The following is a 15,955-nucleotide window of genomic DNA, read 5'->3' on the forward strand; positions in this document are numbered from 1 at the left end:
GGGCTGAGCGAGTCAGCCCGTCCGGCGTACGAGGACCGGAGCCCTGCTTACAGGCCGCGGATCTCGGCGACCTTGCGGCCGGCCTTGAGGTACACACCGGACGCGGAAACCGCCGCCTTGGCCAGCGTCTCCGCGACCACCTCGCCCAGCGGGCGGATCGCGTCGGCCTCGGGAAGCACGACGGCCTCCTGCCCCTCGCCGTGCTCGACGATCAGTCGCAGACCGTTCTGCTTCGCCACCCGCCGCGCCGCGGAAGCGCTCGGCTGGAAGCCCAGCACCTGGCTGAGCACGGCCGTCACCGCCTCGGAACCGTGCTCCGCGAGCTCCACCACCGGCAGGCTCTCGACGTCCGTGAAGCTCTTCTTCGAGAACTGCGCGATGAAGCCGGCGCGCGCCGCCATCGCCGCCTCGACCCCGTACAGCGCGGTCACGACCTCGCCCGCCAGGACCTTCTTGAGGTCCATCGGGTGCAGGGCGCGCTCCGCCACGCGGGCCAGGACGAGCGCGATCTCCTCGTCCGTCCATTCGGTCCACGCCTTGAGGTACGGCTCCATCAGCCGGTCCGGCACCGACATGATCTTGCCGAAGACGTCGTCGGCGGGCGCGGACATCGCGACGTAGTTGTTCTTGGACTTGGACATCTTCGCGCCCGTGCCGTCCGTGCCCTCGATCAGCGGCATGGTGACGACGAGCTGCGGCTTCTGGCCCTTCAGCTCCATGAGCCTGCGGCCCATCTGCAGGTTGAGCAGCTGGTCGGCGCCGCCCAGCTCCACGTCGCACTCCAGGGCCACGGAGTCCAGGCCCTGCGCGATCGGGTAGAGCATCTCCGTCATCGTCAGGCCGGAGCCCGAGGAGAGGCGGGTGCGGAAGTCCTCGCGCTGGAGCAGCTGCGAGACCGGCACGTGCGCCAGCAGGGCCAGCAGCTCCGGGAAGGTGTACGGCGCCAGCCACTCGCTGTTCTGCCGGAAGCTGACCTTCTCGAAGTCGAAGAACGGCCGGACCTGCTCGCGGTAGCCCGCCAGGTTCCTCGCGATGTCCTCGTCGGTGAGCGGCGGGCGCTCCGCCGTACGGCCCGTCGGGTCGCCGATCTTGGCGGTGAAGTCGCCGATGAGCAGCGTGACGTCGTGGCCCATCCGCTGGAAGCGGCTGAGGATGATCACCGGCACGGCGTGCCCGAGGTGCACGTCGCTGCCGGTCGGGTCGATGCCCAGCTTGATGCTCAGGCCCTTGCCCGCGGCCCGGCGCTCGTCGATGCGCGCGGCGAGCTTGTCCACGCCCGGCAGCACCTCGACCGTGCGGGCCGCGATCAGCTCGGCCTGCTCCTTCGCCGACAGATCCGTCAGGTCGAGATAGCTCCGCGAGCCCGTCTCCGTGAGCAGCCGCTGGACGGTCTGGTCGGAGGAGAGGTCCTGCGCGAGGAGCTCGCTGGCGCGGGCGACGGATTCGCCGAGGCGTGTCATGACGTTCCTGGGGATCGAGGGGACGGACGAGGAAAGGAAAAGAAGGAGAGGGGACGAGAGGGGGTGGACGGACGCGCCCAGTCTATTCGGCCCGGTCGCGCGCCCTGGCTGTCCCACCCCCGCCCGGCCGTCACACCCCCTGGCTGACCGAGCTCATGTTGAAGTCGGGCACCCGCAGCGCGGGCATCGCCGCCCGGCTGAAGTAGTCGCCCCACTCGCGCGGCAGCGTCTGCTCGGTGCGGCCCGCCTCCGTGGCCCGGGAGAGCACGGAGACCGGGGACTCGTTGAAGCGGAAGTTGTTGACCTCGCCGACGACCTCGCCCTTCTCGACCAGATAGACGCCGTCCCGGGTGAGCCCGGTGAGCAGCAGCGACGCCGGGTCGACCTCGCGGATGTACCACAGGGAGGTCAGCAGCAGCCCGCGCTCGGTGTCGGCGACCATCTCGTCGAGCGAGCGGGTGCCGCCCGCGTCCAGGATGAGGTTGTCGACGGCCGGGGTGACCGGGAGGTCCGTCAGCCCGGCGGTGTGGCGGGTCGTGGCCAGCCGCTCCAGCACCCCCTCGCGGATCCAGTCCGTGGCGGAGAGCGGCAGCCCGTTGTCGAAGACCGACGCGTCCTCGCCGGAACTGCCCGCGAGCACGAACGGCGCGCACTGCAGGCCGGGGTACGCCGGGTCGCTGCGCAGCGACAGCGGCAGCTTGGACAGCCTCTCGCCGATTCGCGTGCCACCGCCGGGCTTGGAGAAGACCGTACGGCCCTCCGCCGCCTCCCGGGCCGTCGCCGACCACGCCTGGTAGATCATCAGGTCGGCGACGGCGGTCGGCGGGAGCAGCGTCTCGTACCGCCCGGCCGGCAGCTCGACCTTCGTACGGGCCCAGGCGAGCCGCCGGGCCAGCTCGGCGTCCAGCGCCGCGGGGTCCACGTCCGTGAAGTCACGGGTGGCGCGGCCCGCCCACGCGGAGCGCGTGCGGTCCGGGGACTTGGCGTTGAGCTCCAGGGTGCCGGTGGGCTGGTCGTGGCGGAGCCGCAGCCCGGCGGAGGAGCCCACGTAGTGGGAGTCCATCCGGTGGAGGGCGAAGCCGTACAGCTCGCGGCCCTCGGCGCGGGCCCGGGCGAAGGACTCGCCGAGCGCGGGCGCGAAGGCGTCGAAGACCGCCGGGGAGGTCTCGGCGGGCGCCTCGGTGAAGCCGGGGGAGTGCGGGACGCCCGTCACCAGCGGCTGGGCGTCCTCGGCGGGGCCCGCCTCCCGGGCGGCGGCCTCGGCGGCCCGGACCAGCGGCTCCAGCTCGTCCGCGGTGACCGCGGAGCGGGAGACGACCCCGGAGGCCGTGCCCTCGGCGCCGTCGACGGTCGCGATCACCGTGACGGTGCGGCCGCGGGTGACGCCGTTGGTGGTGAGCGCGTTGCCCGCCCAGCGCAGATTGGCGGTGGAGTCCTCGCTCGCGATCACGACACAGCCGTCGGCGCGCGACAGCTCCAGGGCACGCTCGACGATCTCGTGCGGCTTGTTCCTGCTACGAGGGCTCACTGACCCGCCTCCTGCGTGGTGTTCAGACTGTGCTTCCGCGGGCCGGGCCCGTGCTGCGCGCTCACTGACCCGCCTCCTGCGTCGTGTTCAGACTGTGCTTGCCCGGGGGACGACCCCCGGACCCCCGGCCGGATCCGTGCTGCGCGCTCACTGACCCGCCTCCTGCGTCGTGTTCAGGATGTTGACGCCCGTGAAGAGCGCGGAGGGGCAGCCGTGGGAGACCGCGGCGATCTGGCCCGGCTGGGCCTTGCCGCAGTTGAACGCGCCGCCCAGGACGTACGTCTGCGGTCCGCCGACCGCCGCCATCGAGCCCCAGAAGTCCGTCGTCGTCGCCTGGTAGGCGACGTCCCGCAGCTGCCCGGCCAGCCGCCCGTTCTCGATCCTGAAGAAGCGCTGCCCGGTGAACTGGAAGTTGTACCGCTGCATGTCGATCGACCACGAGCGGTCGCCCACGACGTAGATGCCGTTCTCGACGCCCGAGATCAGCTCCTCCGTCGACGGCCCGCCGGGCGCCGGCTGGAGCGAGACGTTCGCCATCCGCTGCACGGGCACGTGCGAGGGGGAGTCGGCGAACGCGCAGCCGTTGGAGCGCTCGAAGCCGGTGAGCTTCGCGATCCGGCGGTCGAGCTGGTAGCCGGTGAGGACGCCGTCCTTGACGAGGTCCCAGGACTGGGCCTGCACGCCCTCGTCGTCGTAGCCGATGGTCGCCAGGCCGTGCTCGGCGGTCCGGTCGCCCGTCACGTTCATGATCTTCGAGCCGTAGCGGAGGCTGCCCAGCTTGTCGAAGGTCGCGAACGACGTGCCCGCGTACGCCGCCTCGTAGCCCAGCGCCCGGTCCAGCTCGGTGGCGTGGCCGATCGACTCGTGGATCGTCAGCCACAGGTTGGACGGGTCGACGACCAGGTCGTACGTGCCGGCCCGGACGCTCGGCGCGCGCATCTTCTCGGCCAACAGCCCCGGCATCTCCGCCAGTTCGGCGTCCCAGTCCCAGCCGGTGCCCGTGAGGTACTCCCAGCCGCGGCCGGCCGGCGGCGCGATGGTGCGCATGGTGTCGAAGTCGCCGGTCGCCGGGTCCACCGCGGTCGCGGTCAGCTGCGGGTGCACGCGGACGCGCTGCTGGGTGGTCGTGGTGCCCGCCGAGTCGGCGTAGAACTTGTTCTCCTGCACGGTCGTCAGCGTGGCGTCGGTGTGCGACACCCCGTCCGCGGCCAGCAGCCGGCCGCTCCAGTCCGCGAGCAGGGCCGTCTTCTCGGCGTCGGGCACCTCGAAGGGGTTGACCTCGTACGCGGAGACCCAGGTGCGCTCCGCGTGCACCGGCTCGGCGGCCAGCTCCACCCTCTCGTCGGAGCCCGCCGCCGCGATCACCTTCGCCGACAGCTTCGCCATCGCGACGGCCTGCCCGGCCACGCGCGCGGCCGCGTCCATCGTCAGCTCCACGCCCGCGGCGAACCCCCAGCTCCCGCCGTGCACCACGCGCACCGCGTAGCCCTGGTCGGTGGCGTCCGTCGAGCCCGCGGGCCGGGCGTCGCGCAGCCGCCAGGAGGCGCTGCGCACCCGCTCGAACCGGAAGTCCGCGTGGTCGGCACCGAGCGCGCGGGCGCGGGCGAGCGCGGCGTCGGCGAGCGGCCGCAGCGGCAGCGCGAGGAATGAGTCGTCGATGGAATGGGGCGTGGAATGGGGCACAGGGTCCTCCCGAGGGTCGTCGCTGTGAATCATGCCGCCTGACGGGTGGCCCACGCACCGCGTTTCCGCTCCTCGGGCCGGGTGCGGGGGACGACCGGTTCTGTAGAGATCCAACAGTGTGTGCCGCGTGCCCCTGTCGCAGGTCGATTCTCTCTTCGATGACCACTACCGATACGTTTCGGTGTAGTCAGCAGCACCATGAAAGAAACGGAAGGGTGATCCCTTGAGCCGCTCGGTTCTCGTCACCGGAGGAAACCGGGGCATCGGCCTCGCCATCGCCCGCGCGTTCGCGGAGGCGGGGGACAAGGTCGCCATCACCTACCGTTCCGGTGAGCCGCCGGAGGCGCTCATGGAACTGGGCTGCCTCGCCGTGAAGTGCGACATCACGGACCCCGAGCAGGTCGAGCAGGCCTACAAGGAGATCGAGGAGAAGCAGGGCGCGGTCGAGGTGCTGGTGGCCAACGCCGGCATCACCCGCGACCAGCTGCTGCTGCGGATGTCCGAGGAGGACTTCACCTCCGTGGTGGACACCAACCTCACCGGCACCTTCCGGGTCGTCAAGCGCGCCTCGAAGGCCATGCTGCGGGCCCGCAAGGGCCGCGTGGTGCTGATTTCCTCCGTCGTCGGCCTGTTGGGCTCGGCGGGCCAGGCCAACTACGCCGCCTCCAAGGCGGGCCTCGTCGGCTTCGCCCGCTCGATCGCCCGTGAGCTGGGCTCCCGCAACATCACGATCAATGTCGTCGCGCCCGGCTTCGTGGACACCGACATGACCCGGGCGCTCAGCGACGAGCAGCGGGCGAACATCGTGAAGCAGGTGCCGCTCACGCGTTACGCACAGCCCGAGGAGATCGCCGCCTCGGTCCGCTTCCTCGCCTCCGACGAGGCCGCATACATCACTGGAGCCGTCATTCCTGTCGACGGCGGATTGGGCATGGGTCACTGAACGTCATGAGTGGAATCCTCGCAGGCAAGCGCATCCTGATCACGGGTGTCCTGACCGAGCAGTCGATCGCCTTCCAGGCGGCCAAGGTGGCCCAGAACGAGGGCGCCGAGGTCATCCTGACCGGCTTCGGCCGGCTCTCCCTGGTCGAGCGCATCGCCAAGCGGCTGCCGAAGCCCGCGCCGGTGATCGAGCTGGACGTCAGCAACCAGGAGCAGCTCGACGGGCTGGCCGACAAGGTGCGCGAGCACCTCGGCGAGGGCGTGGCCCTCGACGGCATCGTGCACTCCATCGCCTTCGGCCCGCAGGGCGCCTTCAACTTCCTGGAGGCGAGCTGGGAGGACGTCGGCACGGCCGTCCAGGTCTCGGCGTACTCCTACAAGTCGCTGGCCATGGCCCTGCTCCCGCTGATGCGCGAGGGCGGCTCGATCGTGGGTCTGACCTTCGACGCGCAGATCGCCTGGCCGAAGTACGACTGGATGGGCGTGGCCAAGGCGGCCCTGGAGTCCACCAACCGCTACCTCGCCCGTGACCTCGGTCCCAAGGGCATCCGCTGCAACCTGATCTCGGCCGGTCCGCTCAAGTCGATCGCCGCGAAGTCCATCCCGGGCTTCGAGGAGCTCGCGGACGTGTGGAACCACCGCGCCCCGATCAGCTGGGACCTGACCGACCCGGAGCCGGCCGGCCGCGGCGTCGTCGGTCTGCTGTCGGACTTCTTCCCGCGCACCACGGGCGAGATCGTCCACGTCGACGGCGGCGTGCACATGATGGGCGCCTGAGCCAGGGCCCCGAGGCGTACGAAGGCCGCGCCGCTGTCCGGTGGGCAGCGGCGCGGCCTTCGCGTATGCGCACACCGGGCGTGAGCGCCCGAGTCGAGAACCTCGGCCTCCGCCCGCACACTGTTGGGGACGGGAGGAGGTACGGACATGAACTGCCCGCTCCGCCGAACGGCGGCCCTGTTGTTCGCCACCGCCGCCCTGGCCGGTGCCGTGTGCCCGCCCGCCTCCGCGGCGCCCGGGCCGGACGCGACGCTCGAAGCAGAGTGCAGCACCCGCGTCCGCGGCTCGCACGCCACGGCCGACTGTTTCAACGGCAACTCCACCATCGATCGCGTACAGCTGCACATCGAGTGCGTCCGCTGGTGGGACCCGGACATGGACACCGCGCCCGTCGCGGTCACCCCGGCCCGCCACGTCTCCCTCACCCAGCGCTGCTGGCTGGGGATACGCCACGCCTGGGTGACGCACACCCCCGGCTGACGGGCCCGCCCTCAGCGCACGCCGCGGCAGCCGTACGGATAGCGGCCCGCCTCCTCCTCCGCCGTCCGCTCGTCACCGTCCCTGATCGCGGCCACCAGCCTGCCGTGGTCGGCCAGCCCCTCGGGCCTCAGCTCCGTGCCGACGTCCGCGCGCAGGAACTGGCGGAGCACCCCGCCCAGATCCGCGTACACCTCCGCCAGCACCTCGTTGTGCGCCGCGGCGACCACCGCCGTGTGCAGGGTGGCGTCGGCCTCCACGAACTGCTCCGCGTCCCCCGAGCGCCAGGCCTCCTCGCGCCGCTCCAGCAGCGCCGTCAGCTGGGCGAGGTCGTGCTCGGTGCGCCGCCGGGCGGCCAGCCGGGCCGCCTGCGTCTCCAGGGCGCTGCGCAGCTCCGCCACGTGCAGCGGGTCCGCCTGCGCGAAGCGGCGGTTCATCACCCCGGCGAGCTCGCTGGTGGCGACGACATAGGTGCCCGAGCCCTGGCGGATGTCCAGCAGGCCGTTGTGCGCCAGGGCGCGCACGGCCTCGCGCACGGTGTTGCGGGCCACGCCGAGCTGTTCCACGAGCGCGGGCTCGGTGGGGATGCGCGAGCCGACGGGCCACTCGCCGGAGGTGATCTGGTTGCGCAGCTCCGCGATCACCTGGTCGACGAGGGGGGAACGCCGGGGAGATGTCAGAGGCGCCATTGTCGTGCTCCATTCATCCCATGATTCTATGATGCCGGTATGGCACACACGGCAGACGAAGATCTCACGACGGCCGGCGCGGCCGCACCGGCACCGGCCACCGACACGCCCGCTCCTGCCCCGGCGCGCGGACCCGCCCGCCCGCGGACCCTGCTCCTCGCCGTGGGGCTCGTCCTCGCCGCCCTCAACCTCCGCCCCGCGATCACCAGCCTCGGTGCGCTGATGAAGGAGGTGAAGGCCGGATTCGGCATGAGCGGCGCCCTCGCCGGGCTGCTCACCTCCGTGCCCACCCTGTGCTTCGCGGTCTTCGGCCTCGCCGCGCCCCGGCTGGCCCGGCGCTGGGGACCCGCCCCGGTGGTCTGCGCCGGGATGGCGGCGATAGCCGCCGGGCTCGCGCTGCGTCCCTTCGGCGGCGGGGTCCCCGCCTTCCTGGCCCTGAGCGCCCTCGCGCTCGCGGGCATCGCCCTGAGCAACGTCCTGATGCCGGTCGTCGTCAAGCGCTGGTTCCCCGACCGCGTCGGCCCGATGACCGGCCTCTACTCCATGGCGCTCTCCGGCGGCGCCGGTGTCGCGGGCGCCGTCACTGTCCCGCTGACCCACGCCATGGGCGGCAGTTGGAAGTACGGCCTCGCCGCATGGGCCGTCCTCGCCGCCGCGGCGGCCCTGGCCTGGCTGGCCATCAGCGCCCGCGGCAGGACGGAAAGCGATGCCGCGCCCGCCGCCGGTGCCGTGCGGGAGACCAGCGGCAGGAGCATCACCCGCAGCGCCACCGCCTGGGCGCTGGCCGTCTTCTTCGGCCTCCAGGCCACCGGCGCGTACATCGTCATGGGCTGGCTGCCCGTGATCTTCCGGGACGCCGGGGTCTCCGCCTCCACCGCCGGTCTGCTGGCCGCGACGACGATGGTGGTGGGCGTCCCGATCGCCTTCCTGCTGCCGCGCCTCGCCGCCCGCCTGCCCCACCAGGGCGTCCTGGCCGTCACCCTCGCCGTCTTCGGCCTCGCGGGCTACGCGGGTCTGTGGCTGGCCCCCAAGGGCGGCGCCTGGCTGTGGGTGGTGCTCCTCGGCGTCTCCAACAGCGCCTTCCCGCTCGCCCTCACCATGATCGGCATGCGCGCCCGCACCGGCGCGGGCATGGTGCGGCTGTCCGCCTTCGCCCAGAGCATCGGCTACCTCATCTCCATCCCCGGTCCGCTGCTCGTGGGCTGGCTCAACGAGAGCACCGGTGGCTGGAACTGGCCGATCGCCCTGATGGCTTCGCTGATGGTGCCTCAGATCGTGGCGGGGGTGCTCGCGGGGCGCGACCGCACGGTGGAGGACGAGATCTGACCCGGCCGAAAAGCCGCCGACGGGGGTGCGACACTGGTGCCATGCAGCAGCCCGTGCTCGACCCGAATCCCAAGAACGGCCAGAAGACGCTGATCACCATCCTCGGTGTGATGCTCGCGATCACCGTCGTCATCGCGGTGATCGCGACCCTCGCCTCACCCTGATCCCCGACGCGCCGTTCCGGCGGAGGGTGGGGTTAACCCCCCATCCCCTAGGGGGGCCGAGTCAGGGGCAAGTGGGTGGTTCACCGGATGGGACCGGGACGCCGCCGTCCGTAGGTTCGTAGTACACCGCGAAGGCGCGGTGGCCCTGGACCCACTCGGAGGCGATCCCATGTCCGCCGGCACGAAGCACCGCACGTACGGCACCGTGCAGACCAGGCTCCCGTGGTGGGGCCTGGTGCTCCCCGCGGTGGCCTTCGTGACCCTCTTCCTGCTGCTGTCCTCGCCCGCGTCGGCGGAGTCCGGCACGGCGGCCGGTGCGACGGGCTCGCTCGAGCGCGTCGTGCAGTTCGTCCAGCACACGCTCGGCGGGTAGTCGGCGCGTGCCACCGAGGAGGGAACGGCCTCCCAACACCCCGCGCCTCGCCGCCCTTTTCATGCGAAGCTGGAAAGCATGAGCGCCGAACCGACCCGCAGGATCGTCCTTCTCCGCCACGCCAAGGCCGAATGGTCCGACGTGGACGACCACGAGCGTCCCCTCGCGGAGCGCGGCCGCAAGGACGCCCCCGTCGCAGGACGCAGGCTCGCCGGCTCCGGCATCGTCCCCGACCTCGTCCTCTGCTCCACCTCCGCCCGCACGCGCGAGACATGGAAGCTCGCGGTCCACGAGCTGCCGCAGCGCCCGCGCACGGTGTACGAGGACCGGCTGTACGAGGCCTCGCTCGGCGAGCTCATCGCCGTGATCAACGAAACCCCGGAAGACGTGGCGGACCTGCTCCTGGTGGGGCACAACCCGGGGATGCACGGACTGGCGGACGCCCTCGCGGGAAGCGCGGAGGGCGACACGCTCGCGCGCATGAACCGCTCCGGCTTCCCGACGGCGTCGATCGCGGTGCTCACGTTCACGGGTTCATGGAAGTCGGTGGAGCACGGAGTCGGCAGCCTGGTGGCCTTCTGGCCGCCGCACGGCTAGCGCGGCCCGCACTGCGGCAACGGCGGGGCACCCGGAAGCGAACAGGCCCCCCTCGTATCCCGGGTGCGGCCCGCAGGGCTACTCGTGAGTGTTGGCCGCCTCGACCTCTTCCCGAGTGACGCCCAGAAGATAGAGCACCGTGTCCAGGAACGGCACGTTCACCGCCGTGTGCGCCGCCTCCCGCACCACCGGCTTCGCGTTGAACGCGACCCCGAGACCTGCCGCGTTCAGCATGTCCAGATCGTTCGCCCCGTCCCCGATCGCGACCGTCTGCGCGAGCGGCACCCCCGCCTCCGCGGCGAAGCGCCGCAGCAGGCGCGCCTTGCCCGCGCGGTCCACGATCTCCCCGGTGACGCGGCCGGTCAGCCGGCCGTCGACGACCTCCAGGGTGTTCGCCGACGCGAAGTCCAGGCCAAGCCGCTCCCGCAGGTCGTCCGTGACCTGGGTGAACCCACCGGAGACCACGCCCACCTGATAGCCGAGCCGCTTCAGCGTCCGGATCAGGGTCCGGGCGCCCGGGGTGAGCCGGACCTCGGCCCGCACCTTGTCCACCACGGACTCGTCCAGCCCGGCCAGCAGCGCGACCCGGGCGTGCAGCGACTGTTCGAAGTCCAGCTCGCCGCGCATCGCCTGCGCGGTGATCTCCGCGACCTCCGCCTCGCACCCGGCGTGCGCCGCGAACAGCTCGATGACCTCGTCCTGGATCAGCGTCGAGTCCACGTCCATGACGATCAGGCGCTGCGCCCGCCGCTGGAGGCCGGCCGCCACAACCGCCACATCCACCCCACGCGCCGCAGCCTCCATGGCCAGCGCGGTCCGCAGCGACTCGGTCTCGGTGCCCGAGACCGCGAACTCCACTGCCGTCACCGGGTACTTGGCGAGCCGGAAGATGCGGTCGATGTTGCCGCCGGTGCCGGTGATCCGGGCCGCGATCGCGGCCGTCGACTCGGCGGTCAGCGGATGGCCGAGCACCGTGACGTGGGAACGCCCGGTGCCACGCGGCCTGTTGTCGCCCCGGCCGGAGATGATCTCCGCCTGGAGGTGCAGCGAGTCCGCCCAACTGTGCACCGTCGCCCGCAGCTCGCCCTCCATCGGACCCCCGCCCGACGGGGCGGTGACCAGCGCGCAGAGGGTGATCCGGCCCCGGGTGACGACCTGCTCGATGTCGACGACGTCGACGGCGAACGCGGCGAGCGTGTCGAACAGTCCGGCGGTGATGCCCGGCCGGTCCTTCCCGAAGATCTTGACGAGGAGGGTGGGTACGTCGTCGCCGGTGGCGGCGGTGGCAGGCGAGGTCTGCGATGCGCTCATGGTGCTCCCACCGTATCCGGCCCCGCGGGTGATCCGTACACCTGTCCCGCCGACCGGACGGCGAAGAGACGGACTACGGCGCGTTAACGCTGTCCGTACGGCGGTCCCGGGGGCGGGCCGGGCGGCGGTCCCGGAGGCGGCGGCCCCTCTTCCGGAGCGGGCGCACCGTATCCGTACCCCCGCCGGGGGCGCGGCCGGGGCGGGGGCAGAGGTGTCCCGGGCTGAGTGGGCGCGCTGAAGTGGTCGGCGGCCGGTGGCCGGCGGTAGGGGTTCGCCTCGTCGCGCTTGTATGGATTCGTCTCGTCCTGCGCGGGCCGGTGGGGCGGAGAGGGGTTGTACGGGCCCGGCAGATAGGCCAGGTCGGGGTACGTACGAGCGCCGCCGGCGCCCGTACGGGGACGGGGGCCCGCCGCGCGCCGTCCCGCCGCCCCGACCGCGCAGGCCAGCAGCCCCCCGGCCGCCCCCGCGACCGTGCCCCACAGCGCGCCCAGGCCCAGGGCCATCGGGGCGTCGCCCGTCAGCTCCAGGCCCGCCCCCACGGCGTCGAAGCCCAGGACCGAAAGCCCGGCGTCCGCCTTGACGCGGGTCGCCAGCACCAGCAGCGGCAGCGCGAGTGCGGTCGCCACCCCCAGCGACATCGCGCAGCGCCCCGCGAAGGCGAGCACGCCCAGCTCGCCCCGGGGTGTGCGGACCGCGGTGAGCACCCCCGCCCCGAGGATCATCAGGGCGCAGGCGAACCCCAGCAGCCACACCCGCCCGTCGAGTTCGGCGAGGCGTCCCAGCGTCACCGGCTCGTCGGCCTTGGCGCTCAGCAACTCGTCCAGCGGCGAGGGCAGTACCTGGACCAGCGCCCCGGTGGCCGTGCCCCGCCAGGACACCAGGAGCCCCAGCGGCACCGCGAGCCACACCCCGTTGGGCGTCCCGAGCAGCGCCGCGCCCAGCACCCGCTTCGCGTGGGCGTCGCTCGCCGCCGCGAACAGCGCCGCCGCCAGCCCCGCGCCGACCGCCACGACCAGCACCGCGCACAGCGCCGAGACCGCCGGGCGCACCCCCCGGTGCAGCACCTCCCAGCCGCGCGGCAGCGGTGCCCGCCGCGCCGCCAGCACGGTGATCAGCAGGACGCCGAGCACCCACACCGCGCCGCCGAGCAGCGAGGGGCCGGTCCGCACGGAGAAGCCCACGGAGGCCTTGGCGCGCGCCAGTCCGGCGAGCCGGTCGGGCAGGCCGCCGCCGATGTTCCCGATGTCCCCGACCCCGGGGATCACCAGGCCGCCGCCGCTCGTGCCGCCGAGGCCCAGGCCGCTCCCGTCGATCGTGACCGTGTCCGAGCCGACCCAGGCCAGCCCGCCGAGCAGCAGCAGGAAGAGCACGGCCACCGTGCCCGCCCGCACGGCGAGCTCGCGGACGGACAGCGTGGCACCGGCCGTGCGCAGCGACCGCGCGAAGACCAGGCCCAGCAGGAGCGCGCCCGCCAGGCTCACGCCCAGTGGCGCGATTTCGATGGCGCTGTGCGCCGCCGCGCCCTTCAGACCGAATGCCTCCAGATCGCCCGAAGGAGTGACGGAGCCGCCCACCGCGAGAACAACGGCGGCCGCGGTCATCGGCCCCAGCGCACCCGCCGTATCCGCACCGAGTAAATGCAGTCCCAGTGCCGCAATTCCCGCCATAGCGAGAAAAGCCCAGCTCACAGCGGCTATTGAGGTAAGAATCAGCTCCGCGGCGGAGATTCCGCCGCCCCCGCGCCCACGCTTTTCGCCGATCATCACGGACCCCCCGATCCCGCCACGCTGCCCGGATGCGCATGATCCGTACGTATCCGTGGCGGTAACCACTCTCAGGGTGTGTTTCGGGTCCGTCAACGGCGCCCGTTACCGGGTTGCGCCCTTCCCCGACTTTTGGTTCGGGGACTGTGCCTGAAATAGTTCCTCCCGATGTTCGCCATCCCTAGACTCCCTGTGCAGGGGGCTCATCGGGGGACAAGTAGTGGGGCATGGAGTGCCGGAACTCGTACTGGAATTGAATGGACAGACCTGGACGCTCGATCCGTCCAGGTCGTACACCCTGGGGCGCGATCCGCAGGGTGACATGGTGCTGCAGGACGCCCGCGTCTCGTGGCGGCACGCCACCGTGCGCTGGGGCGGGCGCAGTTGGGTCATCGAGGACCACGGCAGCACCAACGGCACATACGTGCAGGGGCAGCGGATCCACCAGATGGAAATCGGCCCCGGTTCGACCGTGCACCTGGGCAACGCCACGGACGGCCCGCGGCTGAATCTCGCCGCTGCCGGAGCCGGTGCCGGGGTCGGAGCCCCGGCCGCCGACCTCTACAGCGCGCAGACCGCGATGGCCGCGCCGCAGGCTCCGGCGCACCACCAGCCGCCGCAGCACCAGCAGCCCGGGGCCGGCTGGCAGCAGCCCCCGTACCAGCAGCAGGGTCAGGACGCCTGGCAGCAGCACCAGCCGCAGGCGCACCAGCAGCACCCGCAGCAGGCGTACGTCCCGCAGCAGGCGCCGGAGCCCGCGCAGCAGCCCCCGGCGCACGGTGGCACCCCGCCGCAGGGCGGCGGCAATCCGCCGGTCTACGGCGACCGCAGCCCGACCAGCTTCCATCAGATGGCCGTCGGCCGCGGTGTGATGCGCATCGGCCGTGCCCTGGAGAACGAGCTGGTCGTCTCCGACCTCCAGGTCTCCCGGCACCACGCCGAGTTCCGGGCCACCGCCGACGGCCGCTTCGAGATCGTCGACCTCGGCAGCCACAACGGCACCTACGTCAACGGCCAGCCGGTCCGTCAGCAGATCATCGGCCCCCACGACATCGTGGGCGTCGGTCACTCCACCTTCCGCCTGGTCGGCGACCGGCTGGAGGAGTTCGTCGACACCGGCGACGTCTCCTTCTCCGCCCGCCACCTCACGGTCACGGTCGACGGCGGCAAGCAGATCCTCAAGGACGTCTCCTTCGGCGTCCCCGAGAAGTCGCTGATCGCCGTCATCGGCCCGTCCGGCTCCGGCAAGTCCACGCTGCTCAAGGCGCTCACCGGCTACCGCCCGGCGAACGAGGGCGACGTCCTCTACGACAACCGCAATCTCTACAAGCAGTTCGCCGAGCTGCGCCAGCGCATCGGTCTGGTCCCGCAGGACGACATCCTGCACAAGGAGCTCACCGTCCAGAAGGCGCTGCGCTACGCCGCCAAGCTCCGCTTCCCCGGCGACACCGCGGCCTCCGAGCGCGAGGCCCGGATAGGTGAGGTGCTCGCCGAGCTCAAGCTCGACATCCACAAGGACAAAAAGGTCACCTCCCTCTCGGGCGGTCAGCGCAAGCGCGTCTCCGTCGCCCTGGAGCTGCTCACCAAGCCCTCGCTGATCTTCCTGGACGAGCCCACCTCCGGCCTCGACCCGGGCATGGACCGCGATGTGATGCAGCTGCTCCGCGGCCTCGCCGACGACGGCCGCACGGTCCTGGTGGTCACCCACTCCGTCGCCGAGCTCGCGATCTGCGACAAGCTGCTGGTGATGGCCCCCGGCGGTTCGGTCGCCTACTTCGGCCCGCCCGAGGAGGCGCTCAACTTCTTCGGCTACGACACCTGGGCGGACGTCTTCTCGGCCTTCGAGAACTACCGCGACTACGACTGGTCGGGCCGCTGGCGCGGCTCGCAGCACTACCAGATGTACGCCGCGGACATCGACGCCGTCGCCCCGCAGTCCGTGCACGTCCAGCCGCAGATGGTCCGCCCGCCCAAGCCGCAGAGCTGGGGCTCCCAGCTGTGGACCCTGATGCGCCGCTACGCCTCGGTCATCGCCTCCGACCGCGGCTTCATCGGCCTGATGCTCATCCTGCCCGCCGTGCTCGGCGGCGTGAGCTGTGTGATCCCCTCCGACTACGGCCTCGGCGCGCCGGACAAGGGGCACTTCAACCAGGACGCGGGCACGATCATGCTGATCCTCGCGGTCGGCATGTGCTTCTCCGGCGCCGCCAACTCCGTCCGCGAGCTGATCAAGGAACGGGTCATCTACGAACGGGAACGCGCCGTCGGCCTGTCCCGCTCCGCGTATCTGATGTCCAAGGTGATCGTCCTCGGCGCGATCACCGCGGTGCAGGGCGCCCTCATCTGCGCCATCGGCTTCTCGGTCCGCAAGCTGCCCGAGCACGGCCTGATCGTGAAGAACCTCCCGGCCGTCGAGATCTGCCTGGTGATCATCGCGCTCGGCTTCACCTCGATGATGATCGGCCTCGTCATCTCCTCCCTGGTGAAGACCGCCGAGAAGACCATGCCGCTGCTGGTGATGTTCGCGATCGTCCAGGTCGTCTTCACCGGCATCATGTTCAAGATCTACGACTCGCCGGGCATCGAGCAGTTCGCCTGGCTGATGCCCTCCCGCTGGGCCATCGGTGCCTCCGCCGCGACGCTCGACCTGTCGCACATCATGGCGCCGATGGACAAGAACGACCGCAACAACGTCGACCCGCTGTGGGCGCACACCGCGGGCCAGTGGAGCATCGACGTGCTCGTGCTCATCGCCCTCGGCGTGCTCTGCGGCTTCGTGGTCGCGCGGCTGCTGCGCCGCCACGAGCCCGAGGTCATGCGCAAGTAACGCGGCACAGCACATACGCCGAAGGGCGGCACCCGGAC

At 71.9% G+C, this 15,955-nt stretch carries 14 protein-coding genes; 8 read left to right on the forward strand and 6 right to left on the reverse strand.

Annotation, left to right across the window (positions count from 1 at the left end; all coding sequences use genetic code 11):
* Positions 1–47: 47 nt before the first annotated feature.
* The 3 genes from tyrS to ABD269_RS09725 all read right to left on the reverse strand — a co-directional run bounded on the left by tyrS (position 48) and on the right by ABD269_RS09725 (position 4,671).
* Positions 48–1,460 (reverse strand): tyrosine--tRNA ligase, encoded by a 1,413-nt coding sequence (gene tyrS, locus ABD269_RS09715; RefSeq protein WP_344117358.1) that lies wholly within the window; start codon positions 1,458–1,460, stop codon positions 48–50.
* A 130-nt stretch (positions 1,461–1,590) separates the two neighbouring features.
* A complete protein-coding gene (locus tag ABD269_RS09720; RefSeq protein ID WP_344117359.1) occupies positions 1,591–2,988 on the reverse strand; it encodes a metallopeptidase TldD-related protein in 1,398 nt (465 codons plus the stop codon).
* Positions 2,989–3,135: 147 nt separating this feature from the next.
* Positions 3,136–4,671 (reverse strand): TldD/PmbA family protein, encoded by a 1,536-nt coding sequence (locus tag ABD269_RS09725; RefSeq protein ID WP_344117360.1) that lies wholly within the window; start codon positions 4,669–4,671, stop codon positions 3,136–3,138.
* Between the two features lie 223 nt (positions 4,672–4,894).
* Here ABD269_RS09725 and fabG point away from each other — a divergent pair, with 223 nt between their 5' ends.
* From fabG to ABD269_RS09740, 3 genes are all read left to right on the forward strand, one after another.
* Positions 4,895–5,614 carry a 3-oxoacyl-[acyl-carrier-protein] reductase gene (gene fabG, locus ABD269_RS09730; RefSeq protein ID WP_116211072.1) on the forward strand — a complete coding sequence of 240 codons (720 nt, stop codon included), beginning with the start codon at positions 4,895–4,897 and terminating at the stop codon, positions 5,612–5,614.
* 5 nt (positions 5,615–5,619) lie between these two features.
* Entirely contained in the window at positions 5,620–6,390 is a 771-nt protein-coding gene (fabI, locus tag ABD269_RS09735; RefSeq protein WP_344117361.1) for an enoyl-ACP reductase FabI, read from the forward strand.
* A gap of 147 nt (positions 6,391–6,537) precedes the next feature.
* Complete coding sequence (locus tag ABD269_RS09740; protein WP_116211070.1) at positions 6,538–6,870, forward strand: hypothetical protein; 333 nt, start codon at positions 6,538–6,540, stop codon at positions 6,868–6,870.
* Between the two features lie 11 nt (positions 6,871–6,881).
* Here the strand turns inward: ABD269_RS09740 and ABD269_RS09745 are convergent, their stop codons facing one another.
* Positions 6,882–7,556 carry a FadR/GntR family transcriptional regulator gene (locus tag ABD269_RS09745; protein ID WP_344117362.1) on the reverse strand — a complete coding sequence of 225 codons (675 nt, stop codon included), beginning with the start codon at positions 7,554–7,556 and terminating at the stop codon, positions 6,882–6,884.
* A gap of 39 nt (positions 7,557–7,595) precedes the next feature.
* Between ABD269_RS09745 and ABD269_RS09750 the strand changes: the two genes are divergently transcribed.
* From ABD269_RS09750 to ABD269_RS09765, 4 genes are all read left to right on the forward strand, one after another.
* A complete protein-coding gene (locus tag ABD269_RS09750; protein ID WP_344117363.1) occupies positions 7,596–8,882 on the forward strand; it encodes a CynX/NimT family MFS transporter in 1,287 nt (428 codons plus the stop codon).
* A 41-nt stretch (positions 8,883–8,923) separates the two neighbouring features.
* Positions 8,924–9,046, forward strand: coding sequence for an SGM_5486 family transporter-associated protein (locus ABD269_RS09755; protein ID WP_301888363.1), 123 nt, complete (start codon positions 8,924–8,926; stop codon positions 9,044–9,046).
* Between the two features lie 169 nt (positions 9,047–9,215).
* Positions 9,216–9,419 (forward strand): hypothetical protein, encoded by a 204-nt coding sequence (locus ABD269_RS09760; RefSeq protein ID WP_301888365.1) that lies wholly within the window; start codon positions 9,216–9,218, stop codon positions 9,417–9,419.
* A 78-nt stretch (positions 9,420–9,497) separates the two neighbouring features.
* Positions 9,498–10,016 carry a SixA phosphatase family protein gene (locus tag ABD269_RS09765; protein WP_344117365.1) on the forward strand — a complete coding sequence of 173 codons (519 nt, stop codon included), beginning with the start codon at positions 9,498–9,500 and terminating at the stop codon, positions 10,014–10,016.
* Between the two features lie 78 nt (positions 10,017–10,094).
* On the opposite strand, the gene serB is transcribed toward ABD269_RS09765, so the two are convergent.
* Both serB and ABD269_RS09775 read right to left on the reverse strand, forming a co-directional pair.
* Complete coding sequence (gene serB / locus ABD269_RS09770) at positions 10,095–11,327, reverse strand: phosphoserine phosphatase SerB (RefSeq protein WP_301888370.1); 1,233 nt, start codon at positions 11,325–11,327, stop codon at positions 10,095–10,097.
* Positions 11,328–11,410: 83 nt separating this feature from the next.
* Entirely contained in the window at positions 11,411–13,090 is a 1,680-nt protein-coding gene (locus ABD269_RS09775; RefSeq protein WP_344117366.1) for a streptophobe family protein, read from the reverse strand.
* 232 nt (positions 13,091–13,322) lie between these two features.
* Here ABD269_RS09775 and ABD269_RS09780 point away from each other — a divergent pair, with 232 nt between their 5' ends.
* Entirely contained in the window at positions 13,323–15,917 is a 2,595-nt protein-coding gene (locus tag ABD269_RS09780) for an ABC transporter ATP-binding protein/permease (RefSeq protein ID WP_425572863.1), read from the forward strand.
* Positions 15,918–15,955: the final 38 nt, after the last annotated feature.

The sequence above is a fragment of the Streptomyces blastmyceticus genome, assembly GCF_039521185.1.
Classification (GTDB): Bacteria; Actinomycetota; Actinomycetes; order Streptomycetales; family Streptomycetaceae; genus Streptomyces; species Streptomyces blastmyceticus.

Excerpts from the sequence above, each read along its gene's own strand:
- tyrS (WP_344117358.1), bottom strand. The coding sequence starts at position 1,460 with ATGACACGCCTCGGCGAATCCGTCGCCCGCGCCAGCGAGCTCCTCGCG.
- fabI (WP_344117361.1), top strand. The coding sequence starts at position 5,620 with ATGAGTGGAATCCTCGCAGGCAAGCGCATCCTGATCACGGGTGTCCTG.
- ABD269_RS09740 (WP_116211070.1), top strand. The coding sequence starts at position 6,538 with ATGAACTGCCCGCTCCGCCGAACGGCGGCCCTGTTGTTCGCCACCGCC.
- ABD269_RS09745 (WP_344117362.1), bottom strand. The coding sequence starts at position 7,556 with ATGGCGCCTCTGACATCTCCCCGGCGTTCCCCCCTCGTCGACCAGGTG.
- ABD269_RS09750 (WP_344117363.1), top strand. The coding sequence starts at position 7,596 with ATGGCACACACGGCAGACGAAGATCTCACGACGGCCGGCGCGGCCGCA.
- ABD269_RS09755 (WP_301888363.1), top strand. The coding sequence starts at position 8,924 with ATGCAGCAGCCCGTGCTCGACCCGAATCCCAAGAACGGCCAGAAGACG.
- ABD269_RS09760 (WP_301888365.1), top strand. The coding sequence starts at position 9,216 with ATGTCCGCCGGCACGAAGCACCGCACGTACGGCACCGTGCAGACCAGG.
- ABD269_RS09765 (WP_344117365.1), top strand. The coding sequence starts at position 9,498 with ATGAGCGCCGAACCGACCCGCAGGATCGTCCTTCTCCGCCACGCCAAG.
- serB (WP_301888370.1), bottom strand. The coding sequence starts at position 11,327 with ATGAGCGCATCGCAGACCTCGCCTGCCACCGCCGCCACCGGCGACGAC.
- ABD269_RS09775 (WP_344117366.1), bottom strand. The coding sequence starts at position 13,090 with ATGATCGGCGAAAAGCGTGGGCGCGGGGGCGGCGGAATCTCCGCCGCG.